Here is a 22233-nt window from a genome sequence, read left to right on the forward strand (position 1 = left end):
TTAAAGCCTTTTATGTTAAAATCTTAGAGTGTTTTGCCATTTTTGAAGCATTACAACGGCTCAAAGCTTTTAGTGGAGAATCCCTTACATGACGAGTAGTTACAGTGCCGATCAGATTCAAGTTCTGGAAGGTCTCGAACCGGTGCGTAAACGCCCAGGGATGTACATCGGTTCTACTGGCCCAAGGGGACTCCATCATCTAGTTTACGAGGTAGTAGACAACTCTATTGATGAGGCTCTGGCTGGCTACTGCACCCATATAGAAATTGACATCAATGCTGATGGTTCTGTCACCGTTACAGACGACGGACGAGGCATTCCGACTGATACTCATCCCACGACTGGGAAATCGGCACTGGAAACAGTAATGACGGTGCTTCATGCTGGGGGTAAGTTTGGCGGTGGTGGATATAAGGTATCTGGGGGCTTACACGGCGTTGGGATTTCGGTTGTTAACGCACTTTCTGAGTGGGTAGAAGTGACGGTTTGGCGGGAGGAAAAAGTACATACCCAACGCTTTGAACGGGGTATCGCTGTTACTCAACTGATTGCAAAGCCTTATAAAGAGGCAAGAACTGGCACATCAGTATCCTTTATGCCGGACACACAAATCTTTGCTAATGGCATTGAGTTCGATTACACAACCTTGGCAGGGCGTCTGCGGGAGTTAGCCTACCTCAATGCTAGTGTCCGGATTACGTTTACCGACAGCCGACTGGCAGAACCACGGGTAGAAGCCTACTACTACGAGGGTGGCATTCAGGAATATGTCGCCTACATGAACCGTGAGAAGGAGCCTCTCCACGAGGAAGTTATCTTTATACAAGGAGAGCGCAACGGGGTTCAAATCGAAGTATCGTTGCAGTGGTGTGTCGATGCCTACAGTGATAACCTCTTGGGCTTTGCCAATAACATCCGCACGATTGATGGTGGTACTCATTTAGAGGGGCTGAAGACAGTATTAACGCGGACGATGAATGCGATCGCCCGTAAGCGCAACAAGATCAAAGAAAATGAAGCTAATCTCGGCGGCGAGAATGTCCGTGAGGGGTTAACGGGTGTTATTTCTGTCAAAGTACCCGACCCAGAATTTGAAGGTCAAACGAAAACGAAACTGGGTAATACAGAAGTACGAGGGATTGTTGATTCTCTCGTAGGCGAGGTACTGACGGAGTATTTGGAGTTCCGTCCCCACGTAGCAGACTCCATCTTAGACAAAGCCATCCAAGCCTTCAAAGCCGCTGAAGCTGCCCGTCGTGCGCGTGATTTGGTGCGTCGTAAATCAGTTTTGGAGTCTTCTCCCTTACCTGGTAAGTTAGCAGATTGTAGTTCCAGAGACCCCTCAGAATCCGAAATCTTCATTGTAGAAGGGGATTCAGCGGGTGGTTCAGCTAAGCAAGGAAGAGACAGACAGTTCCAAGCCATTCTGCCTCTACGGGGCAAAATCCTCAACATTGAGAAGACAGATGATGCCAAAATCTACAAGAACACTGAAATTCAGTCCTTGATTACAGCCCTTGGCTTGGGCATTAAGGGTGAGGAGTTTGATCCCTCAGGACTACGTTATCATCGCATCGTCATTATGACTGACGCTGATGTGGATGGAGCGCACATCCGCACCCTTTTGCTGACGTTCTTTTATCGCTATCAACGAGCGCTTGTCGATCAGGGCTACATCTATATTGCTTGCCCTCCACTTTATAAAGTAGAGCGAGGACGCAACCACTACTATTGCTATAGCGATCGCGAAATGACCAACCTCGTTCAGCATGAGTTCCCAGCAAATGCCAACTACACCATCCAACGCTTCAAAGGTTTGGGTGAGATGATGCCTACTCAGTTGTGGGACACTACGATGAATCCCCAAACTCGCACGTTGAAGCGGGTAGAGATCGAAGACGCGGCTGAAGCCGATCGCATCTTTACAGTACTAATGGGCGATCGCGTTGCACCGCGCCGTGAATTTATCGAAACCTATGGTTCTCGGTTGAACTTCACTGATTTGGATATCTAAGTCGGTTTGCACCTAAAGTAAATTTGTTGAAAGTACGGTTCGGCTACTGTAGCTAACCGTACTTTAATTTTTTCATATCAAATGCATTTAGCTACCCCAGATTTAGCGTCCAGTTCTGTATCATAGACTTTCTATAAAAGATAATATAGGATTAATTTTTTTCGCGAAATCAAACTCCTCCTCGAAACAAATACTTGCATTTTTACTATAAAAACTATAGTTACTTAATATTGTTTCAATTGCTGATTCCATCTCTAACGAGTTTAAGGGGTCTTGTACTACAACACCAATTTTATATTTTTCTATTAATCTTGCTAAAGACTGTAAGTTATTAACTATTACAGGCTTACCATGCTTTAAGTAATAAGATAGCTTGCCAGAAGCCATAGAAATCTGAGAATAATTGTTATTAATATCTTTATAAAAGGCTAAACCTATGGTAGCTGGTGTGTAAATGCAATCAATTTGTTCATAGGGTACTGGTTCCAGGGAGAGAAACAAGTTTTTTGAGTTAATTTCCTGCAATAGTTTTATATATGGATCGTAAAGTTCTCTTTTCTCTCGTTCATGAAAAACTAAAGCACATCTATTATTTATAGATGCAAAAGCCTGAGCCAGCTCTTTTGATAAAACAGCATCCTCTATAGCGCCGGCTTGAAGGACTATATAAGAAAACTGATCTTCATTTAAATTAAATTTTTCCCTAAAGTAGTTTTTGGTCTGTAGCACTTCAACTATTGCCTTTGAAGAACTAGATGAGTTGGGTAAATAGAAGACTTGAGGATGCTGATACTGATTGTATTCACACAGGGTTTTAAAACGATCTTCATCTTGAACAATTATGCACTCAGACTTTCTGTAAGCTAACCGCTCAAGCAAATTTATAATTTTAGCCAGTCCTTTTAAGTTATTTGGATCATTAAGTTCTAAAGAAAGGTAAACAAACTTACGTTTAAAAAAACAAGATTCCATTAAGGCTAAAATTGAGCCATTTGTATCTACTCCTATACTAATATTCTTTTTCAAGGATTTTGAGTTGTTCGCTTTAAATAGATTGACAAGACAATGATAAGCGAAAACTATTAGCTCTATTAACGGGATTTTTGTTTCTATTTTGAGTTTGTAATAAAGAGTCAGAATTAAGCGAGATATTAGAGGTACGTGAGAGACTTTATGAAAGTAAGTTACTGTTGTGCTGTTTCCAATCTTTTCTATATTGGTGAATTGAGTTTTTGTTGCATAAATATTTACTAAATATCCATGATTATTAAGTGATTTAGATAAGTTAATAATAGTTGGTGCAACACAAACATATCCTTCATAAAAGAAGATAGAGCAGAAATTGTTCATGGTTAGATTTATCCTCATCCCAGACAAACGAAATAAACTCCCCAGGTATCAAAGCCTGGTTCACGGTTACTCATCCACTCTCGGTTCTCAAGCAATTTAAAATCAGACTCTTTCAACAACCAATCTATTTCCGGATTAAATAAGTAACGCATTGGGTGTGTTTCCTGAAGTTCCTCAACCGCACCAGTATTTTTATCCTTGATGAAGACTTGATAATTAACATCTACTAGATTTTGATTGGGGTGCATTACTGATTCAGCAATCCGGGTGATACTTATTTCTTCATCCTCCAGACGCTTAACGCGGGTAGAAGGGCGATCGCATAATACAGCCGGTCCATACCAACAGTCGAAGATAAACACTCCCCCAGGCTTAAGATGACGGCGTGCTGTAGCAAAAGCAGCCTGCAAGTCTTCATTTGTAGTTTGGTAACTGAACACATGGAACAGTGAGATGATTGCATCAAACTGCCGTTCGAGGTGAATTGTCCGAATATCCCCTTGAGAAAAGGTTAATTTCGATGCTAGTTCCTGGGGAAGTTGGGTCATGCGATCGCGAGCTTGCTGTAGCATTTCGGCACTTAGATCAACACCGTGAACGTCGTACCCTTCTTTAGCTAGTAGCTGTGCATGAGTGCCAGTGCCACATCCTAACTCAAGGATAGATTGTGTGTTTGGCTCATGAGTTTGTATCAGTTGATGAATAAACTGTACTTCTCCAGCGTAGTCTTTATCGCGGTAGAGCAAATTATAGTAGCGGGCGTAGTTGCCAAAAACATTCATACTCTGTCAAAACCTTATTTCAATATTTCCAAAACCGCTTGTGCGACTTGTTCAATTTGTTCATCACTCAGTGCTAGTCCGCTTGGGATATAGAAACCACGACGAGCAATTCTTTCCGCCACAGGGCAAGACTCCTGATTAAATAAGCCCATGTTTCGCAAGACAGGCTGCTCATGCATCGGCCAGAAGAACGATCGCGTGCCAATTTTGTACGGGCTTAAACGACGCATTGCTTCTTTAGCCTCAAAGGGTACCTCGTCCTTGAGAACAATACCGTACACCCAATAGATATTGGCAGCATAATCCGTTTGTGGAACGGGTAGTTGTAACCCAGGAATATCTGAAAGTAGCTCCGTGTACAATTGCCCCATCCGGCGTTTACGAGCGACAAATTCATCAAGTCGCTCTAGCTGAGCGACACCCAATGCCGCTTGTAGGTTACTCATGCGGAAGTTCCAGCCCAACTCTTCATGAACGAAGCGGTTTTGCGGTTGGAAGCACAAATTCCGTAAAGAGCAGCAGCGTTCTGCTAGCTGCTCATCATCAGTAACAATCATGCCGCCTTCACCTGTTGTGACATGCTTGTTGGGATAGAAGCTAAAGATACTTAATGCGCCAAAGCTACCGCAAGGACGACCTTTATAGGTTTGACCATGCATTTCAGCGGCATCTTCGATAATTTGCAGCCCATACTTATCCGCCAATGTGAGTACGGATTCCATATCTACAGGCAATCCATAGATATGGACAACCATAATTGCTTTTGTTCTAGATGTGATTTTTGCCTCAATCTGGCTGACATCCATATTCCAGGTATCAGGGTCACAATCTACTACGACAGGTATTGCACCAGTCCGAACAATTGCCGCCGCACAGGAAATAATCGTAAACGTAGGCAGAATAACCTCATCCCCTTGCCCAATTCCCAAAGCAGTGACGGCAGCATCAAGAGCGACAGAACCGTTGGACACAGCAATCCCATACTGGCGTTGTACGCGAACCGCTAACTGCTGTTCAAACAGCTTCACAAAAGGTCCTTCCGATGAAATCCAGCCTGTATCAATGCATTCGTTCAGGTACTTCTTTTCATTGCCGTCAAGCAGTGGCTCGTTGACTGGAATCGGGTTCATGGCTAACTCAACAATTTTGGAGATCGATACGCCTCTGAGTCATCCTTTAACCAGACGAATGCAAGCTACAGCACGAGCCGCCGCCGCTCGATCTGGCTCTACGGGAATAGGATCAGGAAATTGCTGGTTCTGCCATGCCTTTGCAACCCATTCCACGTACTCGCACTCAGCACAATCTGATGCCGTAGCAATTTGCCAACCGTTAGCAGTGTATTGGTAAAAGGTTTCAGTGACTTCGCTAGCTAACTCAAAGGCTTCTACAGCACGAGAGAGCAATTCGCGATCAAATTGCTGAAATGTACCGAGCTGGCGATAAACTCCGAAGGGAACACTAAGAAATAGTGAACCGCCGGGTTTGAGTACCCGACGCAACTCCTTCATCACGAGAACGAAATCTTCTGGACGATTCTCCTGGTAAGTTTCATCCTGAGTGTGAAGTGTGTTATCACATCCAATGTGTTCCAACGTGGATAGGCAAATAATCGTGTCGTAATAATCATTGCGTATGGGAATATCGCGCAGGTCATCGTACAAATAAGAAATTCCCTTCTCCCAGAAGCAGTTCTCCTCTGGAGCTAGTGTAAGGATGTGCAGCTTCTTATTTTCAAATGTGGGATGGTTGAGAATGAAGCGATGATTTAAGACAGAACCGGCATCTAAAAGGCACTTAGCATTTTCTGAGAGATTAGCTACTAGCCAGGGATACTCAACACAGCGCTCATCAATTCCAAAACCATAATCAGGAGAAAGGGGTTCACTACAACGAAAACGCCTTAGCAAAGTATCATCTGATATTGACTGAGTGATCAACTCGATCTTGTAAAGATCGTAGCCAGACGACCAGGGGACTCTACCATTTTGCAAATACTGCTGCAACATTTTTTCGTTAATTCTTGGTAGTGTCCTCCCTGTCGCGTAGTTAGCTGCTTTAACAACAATAGGCGGCAGCAGATTCCTCACAATTTTTTTGATAATCATGGCACAGTACTTAGCGATGAGAGTGTTTTGTTGAATTTTCCGTGCTTATTCAACAATTTTGGCTTGCTGTGCAGTAATGCCGATAAACCGAGTTTTGTCCTGCTCACCCAAGTAAGGACCTTGCTTGACCTCAATCATCTCAATTTCCTCTAGTACCTCGAAACCATGCCCCCCAGTAACTAGGAGAATCACATCACCAGCTTCAAGCATTCGACTTTCTAAGTATTCCTGTTGATCGTTGTAAAAGTCTACCCGCAATTTGCCCTTTTTAATAAACAAGACTTCCTGAGTGTATTGCACTTCACGGATGACAGAGTTGTGAACGTGAGGTTCAATAACTTTACCCCTTGGATGGTGCATATAGGCTAGCTGTTGAGACAGTTCATTTGGGGTGAAGAAGTGAATACCAGACTCATTGAACTGATTCCAAATGATAATTGCTAATAACTGATCGTGATAGGTTATGGATTCAGGTTGCACCTTACGTACTCCAAAATATTACAATTTTATTCAAATCCTCTTATGCCAAGTCAACTAATAAAATGCCAAGCCATTAAGGCTCTTAGTCTAACTAGTACTTTCTTAAGTTTACAGGTTATGCTTTTTTTTCGCCTTGTGCATAAATTGATTCATATCTTCTTTCTTCTAGATCTAAAGTTGGATCGAATTCTCGAAGCCTAACATTCTTAAATCCTGCATTAGCAAGAATAACTAATAAGTTTTCTTCATCAAACATATAGTAGTGTTCTCCATCCATATAAGCCATATAATTCACATAATCCATCTTTGAATTTTCATGCAAAGCTCGTCGGCAAATGCAGTATTCTTCAGGGTTAAAGTTTTCAGGATTAAAATAAGCATTTAGATAAATCCTTGCATTTGGCACTGCTACACTGAAGATGCCATCCGGTTTGAGAATACGGTAACATTCAGCAAGTAACCCAGTCATAGGAGTAGGATAGGAAAAATGTTCCAAAAAATGAGATGAATAGATTTGGGTTACACAGTTATCTGGAAAAGGTAATGGTAGAGATAGATCTAAGCAGAGGTCGCAAGTTTCATAAATGTCTATCGTCGTCCACCCTCTCAATCCCCGATTCTCCCCGGCACCGAATTCTAGCTTTATTGGCTCTTTTTCTTTTAAGAGTAAATTAATTACTTTTTCATTTTTTGTTGAAATTCTTTTACGTTCTTTCCTATGATACAGAGGCGTTCTTAAAAGTTTTGCGATTTCAAGAAAATCATCTGACAAAGTCTTATTAGCGAAATCTTTTAGTGCCTTTTTCGAGAAAAACATATTACCTCTTTGATGAAAAATATTTTACGGTAATTTTGATATCTATCAATTCAAGTAGCAAGAATTTCAAAAGAAACTTGTTCAACTTATGTCAGAATCGCATTGAGTTGGCTTAAGGTAAAGGTAAATATCTTTCCATAATGATAGAAAAAGGCTATTCGGCTTAGCTGATATCTGTAACAGTAAGTTTTTTGGACTGTAATTACTTTATTCATGGAATTATTGCTTCTTAAATAGTAAGTAAAGCGACTTACCTATTCCAAACTTTCTAAAAAACTCTCCAATGTAACAAAAACCATTTTTTGTAAAAAAATCTTTTACATATTCCTTAGGTAGTATACAGGGATATAAATGCGGCGAATCTAGCCATGCTCTTAATAAATTTTCATCGAAACACTCCTCGCAAAGAATGTCGAATACAGCAAATCCCTCAGACTTAGTTACTCTGGAAATTTCCAAGAAATACTTTATAGTTATGAGAAATGGTGTGTAGACAAGTACTCCATTAGCATGGACAAGATCTAGAGAATTTGAGTCTGTACAATCTAGGCTTTCGCCGTTTGCAGGATGAGAGACTATTTTATACGTGATTGATAGCCACTCAGCCCAATCTTTATCAATTTCATAACTTTCGTACTGAGAGATATCACAGCTTTTGAGAATTGTCTCAGCAAACATACCAGTACCTGTGCCAATTTCACAGACCCGTTTAGTAGATGGACTTAAAGCTCCAAAGTCTTTAAAACAATCAATAACCTGCTGTGCTATACCTCGCTCTTGCCACATTGTCTCAACATAATCAGTAACACTTTGATTATTTTTTGCCGCAGCTTCTACGGTATCTTTGGCTGATATATAACCACCAGATACTGGCACATAACGCACAATCTGAAAGCCAAATCGGGCAAGGAGTTTGTTTCCGGTTCTACCAATATTAATAAGCTGTTTTTTCATTCTTATTTCCAGTTTGAATTTGGTTCTGAGAGTTTAATTTTAATATATATTCTTTATCTGATGGTGGATAACAATAGCTTGTAGGTGATAAGCTATTGTACAAAACTATTCAAGCCTTTGTTATGGCTCCACAAAAGATTAAAAAATTTTCAGTAATAATACCTACGTATAATAGAAGTTCATTCATTGCTGAGACAATTGAAAGCTTTTTATGTCAAGATTATCATGATTTTGAAGTAATTGTTTGTAACAATAATTCAACAGATAACACTCAGGAAGTTTTAGATGCTTATTTGAACCATAGTAAGATACGTTTGCTTTTTGAAGAAAGACAAGGTGTGCATTTTGCCCGCAATACGGCTGCAAAATTTGCCAGTGGTGACCTTCTTTACTTCACTGATGATGATATGCTCGCAACACCAAATCTTCTCTCGGAAATGGTTAAAATATTTGGATTAGATGAAACCGTTGCTACTGCCACAGGACGAGTATTACCAAAATGGGAGACTCAGCCTCCTGAATGGGTTGAAAAACTTTTATTTAATTCACGATTAAGCCTTAACAACCCAACTGAAGAGACTATTATATCGAGCGATGATTGTAATGTTTACAGTTGTCACCAAGCAATATTAAGGGAAGTATTTTTTAGAGCAGGGGGATTTAATCCAGAGAATGTGGCAGGTGTTTGGATTGGTGATGGTGAGACAGGACTAAATATCAAAATTAAGGAACTCGGATATAAGTTCGGCTACATAGGTTCATCCATTATTTACCACATAATTCCGCCATCTAGGATGACTCAGAAGTACTTAAATACCAGGTTGCGAAATGAGGGAAATTGTCATGCTTACACAGCTATTAGAATGAACAAGGGAAAGATTAACCTTTCTAAAGAATTTCTTACTGAGTTACGTCATTTTTTTAATAAATCTAAAAGTTATTTAAGGATGAGTAAAAATGATGTAAATTATCTCAGATTTATTCTAGCTGAACTCAATTATATGTTTGCCAAGTTATCTTACTACAGGAAAGCGAATAATGACTCAGCTTTTATGAAAATGATTCTTAGACATGATTGGCTATCCTAATATTTTTACACAATGTACTTTTACCATTTAAAGCCTTTAAAAAAAAGATGAAATCGGTTAATCCAGTTATTAGCAATATAGCTTTCAATCTTTTTTGTCTTAAAATTAAAGATTTTTACCAAGCGTGTAAAATTATTTTTATACGAATTAATTCCTAATTTATAACATTCTTTACTATAATGCTCAGCTCCAAAAGACTGATACAAATGCCCTAGAGAGAACCAAGCATTGGCAATCGTATCCTCATTATCGCTAGCCGTTAAGTTAGAAAACAAATCATTAAAGGATAGTTCATTATGAATAATATCGCAGAATTTCTGTAATTCTTTTTTATAAGGTTCAGCTAGAGTATATGTACCTCTATTTAAATGCTCTCTTCTATAGGTTATTGAGTTATTGTTTAAATAAAAGGAAAACCTACGGGCTAATCGAAGTGTAAAGTCAACATCTTGCGAAGTTCTTTTTGATTCGTCAAACACTCCTATAGTTTTAAAACAAGATTGATGAATAGTTAGGGCACACATATTCACAAACATTAAAGCTTCATAGCAATTTTTAACTTGTACAATAGGATATTTTACATTTTCAAGGATTTCTCCTTGAAAATCAACATCCTTAAGAGTACAATAAATGACTTTGGCTTCAGGATGCTTTTCTATCAAAATTAAATCTTGCTCTATTCGATTCTTTGAAAAAAAATCGTCGTGACTTAGCCAAGCAAACCACTCGCCCCTCATATTTTTTATGCCCAAATTTAGGGCAGAGGCGACTCCTCCATTTTCCTTATAAAAATAGCGGATTTTATCGCTATAAGAATTGGCGATCGCTTCTGTCTTACCTCCGTCATTAGAGCCATCATTCACTACAATTACTTCAAAATCTGGGGCGGTTTGCCCCAAAGCGCTATCAATAGCTTCTTTGAGATAATCAGAGCCATTGTATACGGGGATAACAATAGAGATTTTCGGGTTCGATGTCATGTTGATGAACCTCTACTAAAAGCAAATTCTAATATGCCGATATCCGTTGTACTAACCTTTCTGAACACAAGCTCCTGCCGTTGGCAAGTAACCGATTAAGCTTTTTACAACTGTAGTGCTTACCTGTTCTACCAAATATTCGGGTGGTACTGTCCATTGGCAGGTTGACTGAGTGACAGTGCGGACACATTGGAGAATCATCTCTGGATCTGCACCACTGAGGATATTGCTGCCACATTCGATGGTTTCCGGACGCTCTGTAACATCTCTGATGGTGACATTAGGAACTTGAAAGATACAACACTCTTCCTGTACGGTGCCGCTATCACTCAGTACACAAAAAGCATTCTGCTCTAAAGCAATAAAATCAAAGAACCCAAATGGAGCAAGAAACCGAATCTGCTCATTGTTCAGGCTGATACCATAGCGTTGCAGTTTGTTCTGGGTGCGGGGATGCAAACTGCAAATGAGCGGCAATTGGTATTCCTTTTGTAGCCATTCTAGTGCTTGAGTTAAGGCAATGAGGCGTTCTTCAACATCGACGTTTTCTTGCCGATGCATGGTAACTAGGAAGTATTTACCTGGTTCTATGCCGAGACTGGCTAAGATGTTTGATTGGGCGATCGCATCCTGATAGTGCTGGAGTACCTCATAAATTGGGTTGCCAATAACATAGATGCGCCGTCCCTCAATTCCCTCACGAAGCAAATTAGCTCGACTACGCTCCGTATAAGGCATCAAGATATCGCTACTGTGGTCAATAATCCGGCGATTCACCTCTTCCGGTACGCGATCATCATAGCAACGGTTTCCTGCTTCCATGTGATAGACAGGAATACCCATTCGTTTGGCGACAATTGCAGCAAGGGCACTATTCGTATCACCAAGTAGTAGCAGTTTATCGGGTTTTTCGGTGGCAAGAATGCGATCGCTTTCGGCAATAATCTTGCCAATCTGTTCCCCAAAGCTGTCCCCGCGAACGCCCAAGAAATAATCCGGCTTTCGGACACCGAGTTGCTGGAAGAAAATGTCGCTGAGATTGGGGTCGAAGTTCTGTCCCGTGTGTACCAGTACATGGTGACATACGCGATCGAGCTTCTCAATGATTCGACTCAGGCGGATAATCTCTGGACGTGTGCCCAGAATAGTCATAACTTTCATGCCACCAGAGCGTCCTCAAATGCAGGTTGGTCTTCTACCAAAAGATGGTTCTGTCCTAGTAATTTTGCCAGTTCAGGCTTCGACATTACATCATCCGCTGAACTATATTCTTTGGTCAGTGGAGTTTCAAGACTTGCCGTGCCTCTCAGTTCTGGTAGCATTGGCAGAATCGCATAATAATCCCCTCGCTCGATGGTGCGATAGGCTTCCTCTTCGGATACCAGAATTTCATGGACTTTTTCACCGGGTCGAATGCCACTAATCAAGGTTTGGATTGGGCGATCGCCTATTAGCACTTCCGCAACATCTACGACTCTGGCTGATGGCACTCGTGGGATATAAGTTTCTCCTCGTTCCCCATATTTCACAGCCGCGAAAATGGTGTCTACAGCTTGTTCGAGACTCAGGAGAAATCGTGTCATTTCCCTTGTTGTAACTGTAACGGGACCACCACGGCGAATCTGGTAGTGAAACAGGGGAATTACGGAACCACGGGAAGCAAGCACATTTCCGTAACGCACGCAAATGAACCGAGTATTCGGACAATCCAAGTTAGCGCGAATGATGATGCGTTCCTGAATTGCCTTGGTCATACCCATGACGTTGACGGGTTTGCAGGCTTTGTCTGTAGATACCCCCACTACAGTTTCGACTGGCAGTTGATGTTCACGAATCACACGAACGATATTTTCGGCACCGCTAATATTCGTCTGCACTGCCTCGTAGGGAAAGTATTCGCAGGTTGGAACTTGCTTGAGTGCAGCCGCGTTAAACACAACATCCGCGTTGCGGAGTACGGCACTGACGCTGTGATAGTCGCGGATATCCCCAATCTGAAACTGCAAGAGTTCTTCAAAATTGTGATATATCACTTCATCGGTAGCCGTTTCCCGTCGTTGATAGGCAAGCCGCATGGTATGTTGCTTGGCTTCATCGCGGGAGAACACAATAATTTTACTCGGTCTACCCAGTTCCCCTGACAGCAAGCGCCGTACTAAAACCTTACCCAAAGAGCCAGTGCCGCCTGTAACGACAATTCTTTTACCTGATAGCATAATCACCTCGGAGCTTGGAATACGGCGTTGGGTCTTGATACATCTGCTCGATCATATTTTGCCAAGAGGGAGGAATAAATCCAGTTGCTTGTCTGAAGCGATCGCTATTTAAACTGCGATCGCACAGGAATACCTCATCCGGTTCAATCTGGATATTCAGTCTGTATATTTCTTTCACCAGCGATAAAAGTTCAAACTTATTGATCGGTTCAGCGGCAACGTGCCAAATTCCCTGCAAATCTGAGTGCTGGGTGATAATTTGAGCAATAATCTCGGCAAGGGCATGAGTTGTGAATCCGCTGAATATGGCTTTCTTGTATCCACGGATAGATTTCCCTTCTTGACGCAAAAACCAATCAATTAAACCGTATGAATTTGCGAACTCTCGTCCGATAATTGATGTCCGCAGTGTTAGACAACCTTCGCCACCCACCTCACCCAGTAACTTTGTTCTCCCGTACAAGTCTTCTGCATCAGCCACATCAGTTTCCAGATAGTTTCCTTTGCGTCCTGTAAAAACGCAATCTGTGCTGATCTGAATTAGACGAATCCCTGCGGCTTGGCAGACTTGAGCTAGACGGTGTGGGAAAAGAGCATTTACTGAGATGCTTTGTAGTGGATCTTTTGCGGCAAGCTGTTGTTTAACAATACCAATGCAGTTGACTATATAGTGAGGTTTGGCAAGTGCGATCGCACGCACGATACTATCAAAATTCTCAACTGATACATTTCCCAACAACTGTTCTTGAACGAGTACTGGATGTCCGGCAAAAGCATCTATACTAGAACGCACTGTGGCGAGTACCTCAAATTGTTGAGAAAAAACTTGGGTCAACTTGTGACCCAACATACCATTAGCACCCAGAATGAGAATCCGCACTAGTTTATTACCTCTTAAAGCCTATCCAAACCTTTTTTAGCTATCATACATATCTGCATTTAAACTATCTTGTCAACATTATTAGATTGTTTATTAGCCTTAAAAGTATTTAAAACTCGTTTCACCTTTCGCTTGGTGCGCCTCCATAATGCTAAGGCTAGCTCATCTGTTGCTATTCCTTCAAACGAGTCCATTTCATTTTTTTTCTCTGGACTTTCTCTAAAGTTACGAAACGCCCAGATTGCGCCAAATGGTTTTTCTAAAGGCTGCTCATCTTCATCAACAAAATGATACTCTTTGCAACAAATTAGCTCCCAACCTTCACCAAAATCTTCTGGAGACCATCCCGAACGATGGGTTTGCCAATAACCACCACCCATTCCCCAACGGTCTGATTTATCTGGGTCGTCATAAGTTTGAGGATAGAAGCCCAATGGGGTATAAATCATAACCTGTTGACGGGCAACTCGTTCAGCTTCTTTGAGAAACTTTAAGCCATCTTCCTTTTCCATGTGTTCAATTACATCAAGGGCAAACACCGAATCTACTGACTTATCCGGCAAAATTTTCATTGCCCCATCCCAGGTACAGTTGAGAAATACATATCGGGACTTATCTACACCCGCTTGCCGTAACTTTTCAATATAGGGAAGGTAAGGTTCAACGCAAATATGTACGCCTGGTTTAACGAAGTATTGAGGACAAATTCCAGGACCAATGTCAAGGACAACATTTGTCTGAAAGCATTTCTTCATTACGGCTGCATCGACTTCCTCTTTTGTTAACCAAGTTAAATTCATAAAAGTTGTTCTCTTCTACTCCCGATTTTCAATAGAGATGTCAGTTAAACGTTATTTTTTCTCCCCTAGATAATCGGTTTTCCAGTCTAGCAGGACTCGTACTGCACCATCCCAATCATCATCACCTGATAAGTAATCGCCCCGCATGCCGCCAGATGACTCATGCACCTCAAAGTGCAAAACTTCATCTTCTCGTGTTGAGGAGACATAGTTATCTTTCCATAACAGTACCGAGACGCTGTGACGACCGTTATTTAATAAATTCCCAGGAAATTGGCAAACACTTTTGAATAAACCAGAAGGTCGTGTTTTCCCGTGCCAGTTTGGATCATGATTGCTTAGAGAACTAAGAATCAATGTTCTCTCATGGTTCCAGATCAAAATAGTTGCTCCCGCTTTGATTCCTGGTTGAAGTACCCAGTACTCAACCTCGATACTGAAAGGATGCTGTATATCTATATCTGGTGTAGTAACTCCGGTGCGATCGCAAATGCTCACTCTATGCAACCGTAAACTCTGACAACCAGGAGCATACTTGGGAGAAATCCAGACACGCTCGGCTAAATTTTCAAAGTCGCCACTCAGATACTGACTGATTACAGTTTTGGGTGAACCCGTTCTTTTGACTTCCCCATGTTCCAGAAGAATAGCCCTCTGACAGAGAACTTGAACGGTCGTCATATTATGACTCACAAACAACACCGTTCGTCCCTCTTTCTCTGCGACATCCTCCATCTTCCCCAAACACTTCTTCTGAAATTCAGCATCCCCCACTGCCAGCACTTCATCTACAATCAAAATCTCAGGCTCTAAGTGTGCAGCGACGGCAAAAGCTAGGCGAACATACATCCCAGAGGAATAGTGCTTAACTGGGGTATCTAAAAACTTCTCTACCTCTGCAAAGGCGACAATTTCATCAAACTTCTTTTTGATTTCAATTCGGCTCATCCCTAGAATTGCACCATTGAGAAAGATATTCTCTCTCCCAGTTAGTTCTGGATGAAACCCAGTTCCTACTTCTAAGAGACTGGCAACTCGTCCTTTAACAGTAATGCGACCGTTAGTTGGTTCAGTAATGCGGCTCAGAATTTTGAGGAGTGTCGATTTTCCTGCCCCATTACGTCCAATAATGCCAACACGATCACCTTTTTTGATCTCAAACGATACATCTTTAAGCGCCCAAAATTCCTCAACAGTTTGGTCAGATAGCTTTTTTCCTAAAGGCTTTAGCAGTCTTTGGCTCAAAGACTTTGTACTATTCGCCATCACATCCCGTAATGACTTGTATCCCCCCGGATTTTGATGACCGATAATGTATTTCTTTCCGAGGTTTTCAACACGAATAACTGTATCTGACATACTTTAGGAGTTGCCGCTTAAATCACGTCAGCAAAAGTGCGTTCAGTTTTGCGGAAGTACCAGATGCCGCTAGCTAACAATAACGCAACCAACACAAGAGATAGTGTAAATCCCTGCCAATAAATAAGTGAACCTTGTGTTCGTTCTCCTCCACTCAAAATTGCCCAGCGGAAACCATCAATAACGCCTACCATAGGATTTAGAGAATAAAGGAGACGCCACTTCTGCGGGACAATGCTACTGCTAAAGCCTACGGGCGAGATATACAAACCGAACTGCACTAAGAAGGGAACTACATAACGGAAATCTCGATATTTCACATTTAGCGCTGACAACCACAACCCTACGCCCATTGATGCAGCAAATGCAATCAAAATAAATACTGGCAACGACAGAATACGCCAACTTGGCACAAAGTTGTACCACGCCATCAGCCCTAACATAATCATTCCAGAAATCAGGAAATCCACAAAACTGACAATCACTGAACTAGTAGGCACAATCAAGCGAGGGAAGTAAACCTTAGAAATTAAATTCGCATTACTTACCAAACTGTTGCTACATTCACTCAGCGCACTAGAAAAGAACTGCCAGGGAAGCATAGCGGAAAAGACGAGAATCGGGTAAGGTACACCCTCAGACGGTAACTTTGCCAGTTCCCCAAACACTATAGTGAAGACAACCATTGTTAAGAAGGGTCGAATCAGTGCCCAGGCAATGCCAATTACAGTTTGCTTGTAACGGACGAGAATATCGCGCCAAGCTAGGAAGTAAAACAATTCTCGGTAGCGCCAGAGGTCTTTCCAATACTGGCTTTCTGTGCGACCTGCTTCGATAATTAATTCTTTGGTATGCATTAACTTGACTTTACCCTGGATGCCTTTCCCTTACGGGTTCAGGTGTCTCTTTGATTACTGACATTATCGTCTGAACACATTAGTACCTTTCTCCAGGCAATCAAGTTTAGCACCAATTCAAAAGGCGATCGCCTTTTTCACCAACTCCATAGAACATTTTTGCAACAGTAGCGTTCTTTAAGAGTGTCTACCCAGTAGCTGCACGAACCCCATAGCCATGACTAACTTTAGTAACCTGATAGAAACCAACAACTTAGATTTGCTTGAACGCGAGATACCCGTGACGATTATCGCCGGATTTCTCGGAAGTGGCAAGACAACTTTACTCAACCACATTTTGCAAAATCGTCAGAACTTAAAAGTGGCGGTTTTAGTGAACGAGTTTGGTGAGATTAATATTGATTCGCAACTATTGCTCAGTGTAGATGAAAACATGATGGCATTGAGCAATGGCTGTATCTGCTGCACAATCAATGCTGGCTTAGTTGATGCAGTGCATCGAGTTCTGGAACGTCAAGAACACATTGACTACTTAGTGATTGAAACCACTGGCATTGCTGACCCCTTACCGATTCTGATGACCTTTCTCACCTCAGAATTACGTGATGTCACGCGAATTGACTCAATTTTAACCGTTGTAGATGCTGAAACTTTCACACCAGAGCATTTTGATAGCTCAGCAGCCTTTAATCAAATTGCCTACGGAGACATCATTCTGCTCAACAAAATTGACCTCGTTCCACAAAAAACGGTTGACAAGTTGGAAGACTATATCCGCACGCTGAAAGCGGAAGCAAAGGTACTGCGGTGTGAACAGGGTAAAGTTCCACTTCCTCTTATTCTCGATGTTGAGCTTTCCCAATCCAATACCTACCTAAATACTGAAACTGAATTCCACCATGACCACGAACATCATCACGGTGATTCCGACCATTTAGAAAATGATGGCTTTATGTCCGTATCATTCATAAGCGATCGCCCTTTTATCCTAGAAAAATTTCAAGCCTTCATTGACAGGTTACCTAATAACATTTTTCGGGCAAAAGGTCTACTCTGGTTTAAAGAAAGCAAACTACGCCACATTTTCCAGCTCAGTGGCAAACGCTCTGACTTTCAAACCAGTCAGTGGCAACATTCACCTAGCAATCAGTTAGTATTCATCGGACGTGACTTAAAAGCCGAGCAACTGCAAGAACAGTTAGCTAGTTGTTTGGAACCCGCAACAGCCATACGACACCAACAGAATTAGAGCCTATCGCCTAATGTCCCAAGCTCTAAAATAATCATTATTAGCACGTTGGATAATAATGACTGTTAGCAATCAAGACACTACTACGTCTTTCACAAAATCAACTTCAACACCCGCCTCTACAGCGACTGGCATCGGAGGCGTTATTCAAAACTATCGCTGGACTTGGAACGAACAGCCAATCCATGTGGTTTATGAAACCCTTGGTGAGGGGGCACCTGTGTTACTGCTGCCAGCTTTTAGTACCGTCTCTACACGAGGTGAAATGCGGGGTATTGCACAAAGCTTATCCTCTCAGTTTCAGGTTATAGCTTTAGATTGGCCAGGTTTTGGGGATTCGGATCGTTTCCCCCTAGAGTATCAATCCGCTTTGTACCACCAGTTTTTGCAAGATTTTGCCAGGGATATCTTGAATACTCCCACGGCTATAGTTGCGGCTGGTCATGCGGCAGGATATGCGATGCAGTTGGCGAAAAATACGCCTGACTCCTGTTCAAAAATTGTCTTAGTTGCTCCAACTTGGCGCGGCCCTTTACCGACAATGGGGGCAACTCCGCAGGTTGCTGGTGGTGTGAGAGGGTTGGTGCGATCGCCTTTCTTCGGTCAAGTTCTCTACCAGATGAACACCACTTCCTCATTTCTGCGCTTGATGTATGGGCGTCATGTTTATGTGGATAAATCCCAGTTAACCCCAGAATTTATTGCCAACAAGCGAAAAATTACCCAGCAACCAGGGGCAAGATATGCTCCAGCCGCATTTGTGACAGGTGCGATTGACCCGGTACAGGAACGCAGTGACTTTCTCGCCTACTTTCAACCGTTACCCGCACCTGTGATGGTAATCATCGGTGAAAAGGTGCCACCTAAGTCAAGGGAAGAAATGGATGCGATCGCTAAATTCCCTGGTGTCCAATCCACTACACTCCCTGGTTCTTTGGGAATGAATGAAGAGTATGCCAACCTCATCGCACCAATCATTAAGGATTTTCTGGGAACTGTCAGTTAAGGCAGACAGACATAGATAATCAATCCGGCATTAGCAACAGTTGCAAATTGTTAGCAATGTCTGATAATGATTATCATTACAGGAAAATAATCAAACTATGGTTACTGCCACCTCATCAAGTTCTGTACCAGTTACCGTTCTGACAGGTTACCTAGGAGCGGGGAAAACAACACTCCTCAACCGCATCCTTACCCACGAACACGGGCTTAAGGTTGCTGTGATTGTCAACGAGTTCGGTGAAGTCGGTATCGATAACCAACTGGTCATTGACACCGATGAAGAAATCTTTGAGATGAACAACGGTTGCATCTGCTGCACCGTGCGGGGTGATTTGATTCGGATTATCAGCAATCTGATGCGGCGGCGCAATAAGTTTGACCATTTGGTGATTGAAACTACGGGTTTAGCTGACCCTGCACCTGTGATTCAAACCTTTTTTGTCGATGAGGATATGCGCGAACAGATGCAGCTTGATGCTGTAGTGACTGTAGTGGATGCCAAGCATATCTGGGAACATTGGGATAGCAGTGAGGCACAAGAGCAGATTGCCTTTGCTGATGTGATTTTGCTCAACAAAACGGACTTGGTGACACCAGAACAGCTAGATGAGTTGGAGAAGCGGATTCGAGGGATGAATGCGATAGCGAAAGTCTACCGTACCCGCAACTCAGAGTTAGAGATGGATGCTCTTTTGGGAGTAAATGCCTTTGACTTGAATCGCGCTTTGGAAATTGACCCGCAATTTTTGAGTGAAGATGCTCATGAACATGATGAATCCGTGTATTCTGTGGCACTGGTAGAGTCGGGTGAACTGGATGGAGAAAAGTTGCAACAGTGGATGAGTAAGCTATTGCAAACTCAGGGCCCCGATATTTTCCGGATGAAGGGTATTCTCAATCTAGCAGGGGAAGACCATCGCTTTGTCTTTCAAGGCGTTCATATGCTGTTTGAGGGTACACGTGATCGCCTTTGGAAGCCTGAGGAAACCCGTAATAATCAACTTGTCTTCATTGGTCGGAATCTAGACGAAGCGAAGCTTCGACAGGATTTTAGATCGTGCCTTGTTTAACCACAGTATGTATCAGTGAGGGAGGGTGTCACTGATGCATTGCTGTTGATTGGGTAGCTGAGTGCTTATCTAACCGCGCTTGCACCTGAGGATCATACAAGCGTAAGTAATTCCAGTAGTTGCCAAAAACTTGCTTGACGTAATCTCTCGTCTCATCAAACGGGATAGTTTCAACAAATTCATCTGGATCTTTGGGTTGCTTCTCCCTAATCCATCGGGAGATGTTACTCTGACCTGCGTTGTAACTGGCGATCGCAAATAAAGAGTTATCTTTGTGGGCTTGATGAGTCTCATCGAGCAACCACGTCCCTAACTTAATGTTGTCGTTAGGATTATCAAGAGCATAGTTCTTCAACTTGATTCGTTTAGCCACCAAGGCACCAATATTTGGCATCATCTGCATCAAGCCAACAGCACCCGCCTTGGAACGAATCTCTGGATCGAATCGAGACTCCTGTCGAATTACAGCCGTCACCAAGAGAGGATTAACACCAAACTCTTGTGACTGCTCTTCGATGACTTCTAGAAATGGAGTTGGATATAAGGCTTGCCAGTAGGTTAGTTGTTGCTGGAGAGCCTGATACTGGGCTTGCTCTTCAGGTTTTTCGCGATCCTCCAGACTCGAAATCTTAGCAATTCCTCCTAAATAGTCGCCTACACCCATACGCAGTAAACCATCAGTGAATTGCTCCATAACAGTTGGGTGGAGTCGGTTTTGAAATTCAGCTTGCCAGAGTATCCAGGCATCCCGTTCTTGACCAAGTTGGTAAAGTTCTTTCAATGCGGGAGAACCCATAGGTAGAGGTGGTCGTGTAGCAGGCAAAATGACTTGAGGATTTAGCTTACGCACGGTTGTGAAGTCTCCAACATCCCAGCCGAGGTGTACGGCTGACCGCCACGCATAGTAAGACTGCGAGTGATTAGCGACTACCTGTTCAAACGCGGCTTTTGCTTCCTGCTTATACCCTAACTTGTTCGCCCATTTGCCGACCCAAAAGCCTGCCTGACGAGCCAGATGACTGTCGGGGTTGTTTGTCGCAATTGGCTTCGCCCATTTGAACGCCGCTTCTAAATCTCCTGCTTTTGCCTTTGATTGAGCCACCTGCCAGCGATAATCTGCTGCTGCCTCAGAATTGCCATACTTAGTTAACAACAATTGACGAGTTTGAGCAGCGGCTTTGTCGTTTCCAAGGCTATCAAGGGTTACGGCTTTGGTGTAGAGTGCCTCACCAGCATGGTCAGGGAATTGATTAACGATTTTGTCAAGTAATGGTAGTACCTCTGTAGTTGGCTTCAATTGAGCAACTTGGAGTAGAGCAGTCGGTGTTTCCTCAGCATGAGGGAAGTCGCGCCCCATTTTTTTGTAAGCAAGCATAGAGTCTTGTGGATGCTCAGCATACTGAAGTCCCAGTGCGACCAGGTAGGCATTACGGGGTGTGCGTGGAGCTTTGGTGTATGCGGTACTCGCTTGACCATATTTTCGCTCGTTCCAATAGCCGAGAGCGATCGCTTCCCAATCTTCTGGCTGGATCAGGGGCTTGTCGTTGCGCCCTTCTGCCTCACCGTATCGGCTTACGAGTTTGTCGAGTACCAAGCTAATATCTGGTGTATCAAAGGCATACCTTGCCAATAACAACATCAGTTGTGGCTGACGAGGATTTTCCTTGAGCCGATCACGGGCTATTTGTAGAATTCGAGGATGTGAAGGGAATTGAGTAATAGCTATATCCCAGTATTGTGGATCATCGGCTGAGAAGGAGTACCAGTGTCGCACTGGATCTGAGATTGGGTGAGGGCGAAATTCCACACCTGCTGTTTTCCAGTACTGCGGATCGCTTGAAGAGATTTTATACAACGCTTCGGCAGCTTGTGGCTCATTAGGGTAGCGTTTGAGCAAATCTTGCCAAGCTTCTAGCGCTTTAGCCTTGTTACCCGTAAGTTCATAAGCGCGTGCGCGCTTGAGGAGAATTTGTGCTGCCAATACAGGATAGTCCCACTCTAATCCTTCTAACCAACGAAGCGCCTTTCCTCCCTGCTCCTGCTCAATTAAATCAGCCGCCAATAAGTAACGGGCGCGAGAGCGATCTAGGGGTTCTAGCTCAAGGGAGATGGAGGTGACGGCGTTTTGCTGCGGACTAAAAACACTTCGCTCTCCCGACGCTAACACTTCTAGACCATATTGGCAGAAATAAGTGACCAGCTTAAGCAGGTTCGGGAAACCCTT

At 42.8% G+C, this 22233-nt stretch carries 20 protein-coding genes; 5 read left to right on the forward strand and 15 right to left on the reverse strand.

Annotated features, from left to right (window positions below; all coding sequences use genetic code 11):
• Positions 1 to 88: 88 nt before the first annotated feature.
• On the forward strand, positions 89 to 2014 hold the full coding sequence (gene gyrB, locus AC5JL3_RS06205) for a DNA topoisomerase (ATP-hydrolyzing) subunit B (protein WP_496073640.1): 1926 nt from the start codon (positions 89 to 91) through the stop codon (positions 2012 to 2014).
• Between the two features lie 120 nt (positions 2015 to 2134).
• Here gyrB and AC5JL3_RS06210 read toward each other — a convergent pair whose 3' ends face one another.
• From AC5JL3_RS06210 to AC5JL3_RS06240, 7 genes are all read right to left on the reverse strand, one after another.
• Complete coding sequence (locus AC5JL3_RS06210; RefSeq protein ID WP_496073641.1) at positions 2135 to 3364, reverse strand: glycosyltransferase; 1230 nt, start codon at positions 3362 to 3364, stop codon at positions 2135 to 2137.
• A gap of 14 nt (positions 3365 to 3378) precedes the next feature.
• Positions 3379 to 4146 carry a class I SAM-dependent DNA methyltransferase gene (locus AC5JL3_RS06215; RefSeq protein WP_496073642.1) on the reverse strand — a complete coding sequence of 256 codons (768 nt, stop codon included), beginning with the start codon at positions 4144 to 4146 and terminating at the stop codon, positions 3379 to 3381.
• Between the two features lie 14 nt (positions 4147 to 4160).
• On the reverse strand, positions 4161 to 5276 hold the full coding sequence (locus AC5JL3_RS06220; RefSeq protein ID WP_496073643.1) for a DegT/DnrJ/EryC1/StrS family aminotransferase: 1116 nt from the start codon (positions 5274 to 5276) through the stop codon (positions 4161 to 4163).
• 39 nt (positions 5277 to 5315) lie between these two features.
• The gene (locus AC5JL3_RS06225) at positions 5316 to 6254 is read right to left on the reverse strand and encodes a class I SAM-dependent methyltransferase (RefSeq protein WP_496073644.1); all 939 of its coding nucleotides are present in this window, start codon (positions 6252 to 6254) and stop codon (positions 5316 to 5318) included.
• Between the two features lie 45 nt (positions 6255 to 6299).
• Positions 6300 to 6734, reverse strand: a complete 435-nt coding sequence (locus tag AC5JL3_RS06230) for a hypothetical protein (protein WP_496073645.1) — start codon at positions 6732 to 6734, stop codon at positions 6300 to 6302.
• Positions 6735 to 6849: 115 nt separating this feature from the next.
• Positions 6850 to 7551, reverse strand: coding sequence for a class I SAM-dependent methyltransferase (locus tag AC5JL3_RS06235; protein ID WP_496073646.1), 702 nt, complete (start codon positions 7549 to 7551; stop codon positions 6850 to 6852).
• Between the two features lie 219 nt (positions 7552 to 7770).
• Positions 7771 to 8505: a class I SAM-dependent methyltransferase gene (locus tag AC5JL3_RS06240; RefSeq protein WP_496073647.1), complete on the reverse strand. Its 735-nt coding sequence runs from the start codon at positions 8503 to 8505 to the stop codon at positions 7771 to 7773.
• Positions 8506 to 8600: 95 nt separating this feature from the next.
• Here AC5JL3_RS06240 and AC5JL3_RS06245 point away from each other — a divergent pair, with 95 nt between their 5' ends.
• A complete protein-coding gene (locus AC5JL3_RS06245) occupies positions 8601 to 9593 on the forward strand; it encodes a glycosyltransferase family 2 protein (protein ID WP_496073648.1) in 993 nt (330 codons plus the stop codon).
• Positions 9594 to 9613: 20 nt separating this feature from the next.
• Here AC5JL3_RS06245 and AC5JL3_RS06250 read toward each other — a convergent pair whose 3' ends face one another.
• From AC5JL3_RS06250 to AC5JL3_RS06280, 7 genes are read right to left on the reverse strand one after another with little or no spacing between them, the layout of a single operon-like run.
• The gene (locus AC5JL3_RS06250) at positions 9614 to 10573 is read right to left on the reverse strand and encodes a glycosyltransferase (protein ID WP_496073649.1); all 960 of its coding nucleotides are present in this window, start codon (positions 10571 to 10573) and stop codon (positions 9614 to 9616) included.
• Positions 10574 to 10624: 51 nt separating this feature from the next.
• A complete protein-coding gene (gene wecB, locus AC5JL3_RS06255) occupies positions 10625 to 11734 on the reverse strand; it encodes a non-hydrolyzing UDP-N-acetylglucosamine 2-epimerase (protein ID WP_496073650.1) in 1110 nt (369 codons plus the stop codon).
• A complete protein-coding gene (locus tag AC5JL3_RS06260) occupies positions 11731 to 12789 on the reverse strand; it encodes a polysaccharide biosynthesis protein (protein ID WP_496073651.1) in 1059 nt (352 codons plus the stop codon). The genes wecB and AC5JL3_RS06260 overlap by 4 nt, the downstream gene beginning before the upstream one ends.
• Positions 12776 to 13669: a dTDP-4-dehydrorhamnose reductase family protein gene (locus AC5JL3_RS06265; RefSeq protein ID WP_496073652.1), complete on the reverse strand. Its 894-nt coding sequence runs from the start codon at positions 13667 to 13669 to the stop codon at positions 12776 to 12778. Before AC5JL3_RS06265 ends, AC5JL3_RS06260 begins: the two co-directional genes overlap by 14 nt.
• A gap of 59 nt (positions 13670 to 13728) precedes the next feature.
• Positions 13729 to 14469 (reverse strand): methyltransferase domain-containing protein, encoded by a 741-nt coding sequence (locus AC5JL3_RS06270; RefSeq protein ID WP_496073653.1) that lies wholly within the window; start codon positions 14467 to 14469, stop codon positions 13729 to 13731.
• A gap of 51 nt (positions 14470 to 14520) precedes the next feature.
• The gene (locus AC5JL3_RS06275; protein ID WP_496073654.1) at positions 14521 to 15828 is read right to left on the reverse strand and encodes an ABC transporter ATP-binding protein; all 1308 of its coding nucleotides are present in this window, start codon (positions 15826 to 15828) and stop codon (positions 14521 to 14523) included.
• A 17-nt stretch (positions 15829 to 15845) separates the two neighbouring features.
• The gene (locus AC5JL3_RS06280; protein ID WP_496073655.1) at positions 15846 to 16685 is read right to left on the reverse strand and encodes an ABC transporter permease; all 840 of its coding nucleotides are present in this window, start codon (positions 16683 to 16685) and stop codon (positions 15846 to 15848) included.
• Positions 16686 to 16902: 217 nt separating this feature from the next.
• Here AC5JL3_RS06280 and AC5JL3_RS06285 point away from each other — a divergent pair, with 217 nt between their 5' ends.
• From AC5JL3_RS06285 to AC5JL3_RS06295, 3 genes are all read left to right on the forward strand, one after another.
• Positions 16903 to 17934: a CobW family GTP-binding protein gene (locus AC5JL3_RS06285; RefSeq protein WP_496073656.1), complete on the forward strand. Its 1032-nt coding sequence runs from the start codon at positions 16903 to 16905 to the stop codon at positions 17932 to 17934.
• Positions 17935 to 17992: 58 nt separating this feature from the next.
• Positions 17993 to 18940, forward strand: a complete 948-nt coding sequence (locus AC5JL3_RS06290) for an alpha/beta fold hydrolase (RefSeq protein ID WP_496073657.1) — start codon at positions 17993 to 17995, stop codon at positions 18938 to 18940.
• A 97-nt stretch (positions 18941 to 19037) separates the two neighbouring features.
• Positions 19038 to 20009, forward strand: a complete 972-nt coding sequence (locus AC5JL3_RS06295) for a CobW family GTP-binding protein (RefSeq protein ID WP_496073658.1) — start codon at positions 19038 to 19040, stop codon at positions 20007 to 20009.
• A gap of 28 nt (positions 20010 to 20037) precedes the next feature.
• On the opposite strand, the gene AC5JL3_RS06300 is transcribed toward AC5JL3_RS06295, so the two are convergent.
• On the reverse strand, positions 20038 to 22233 hold a 2196-nt coding region (locus AC5JL3_RS06300; RefSeq protein ID WP_496073659.1), incomplete at its 5' end, for a lytic transglycosylase domain-containing protein.

It is taken from the genome of Symplocastrum torsivum (genome assembly GCF_059505465.1).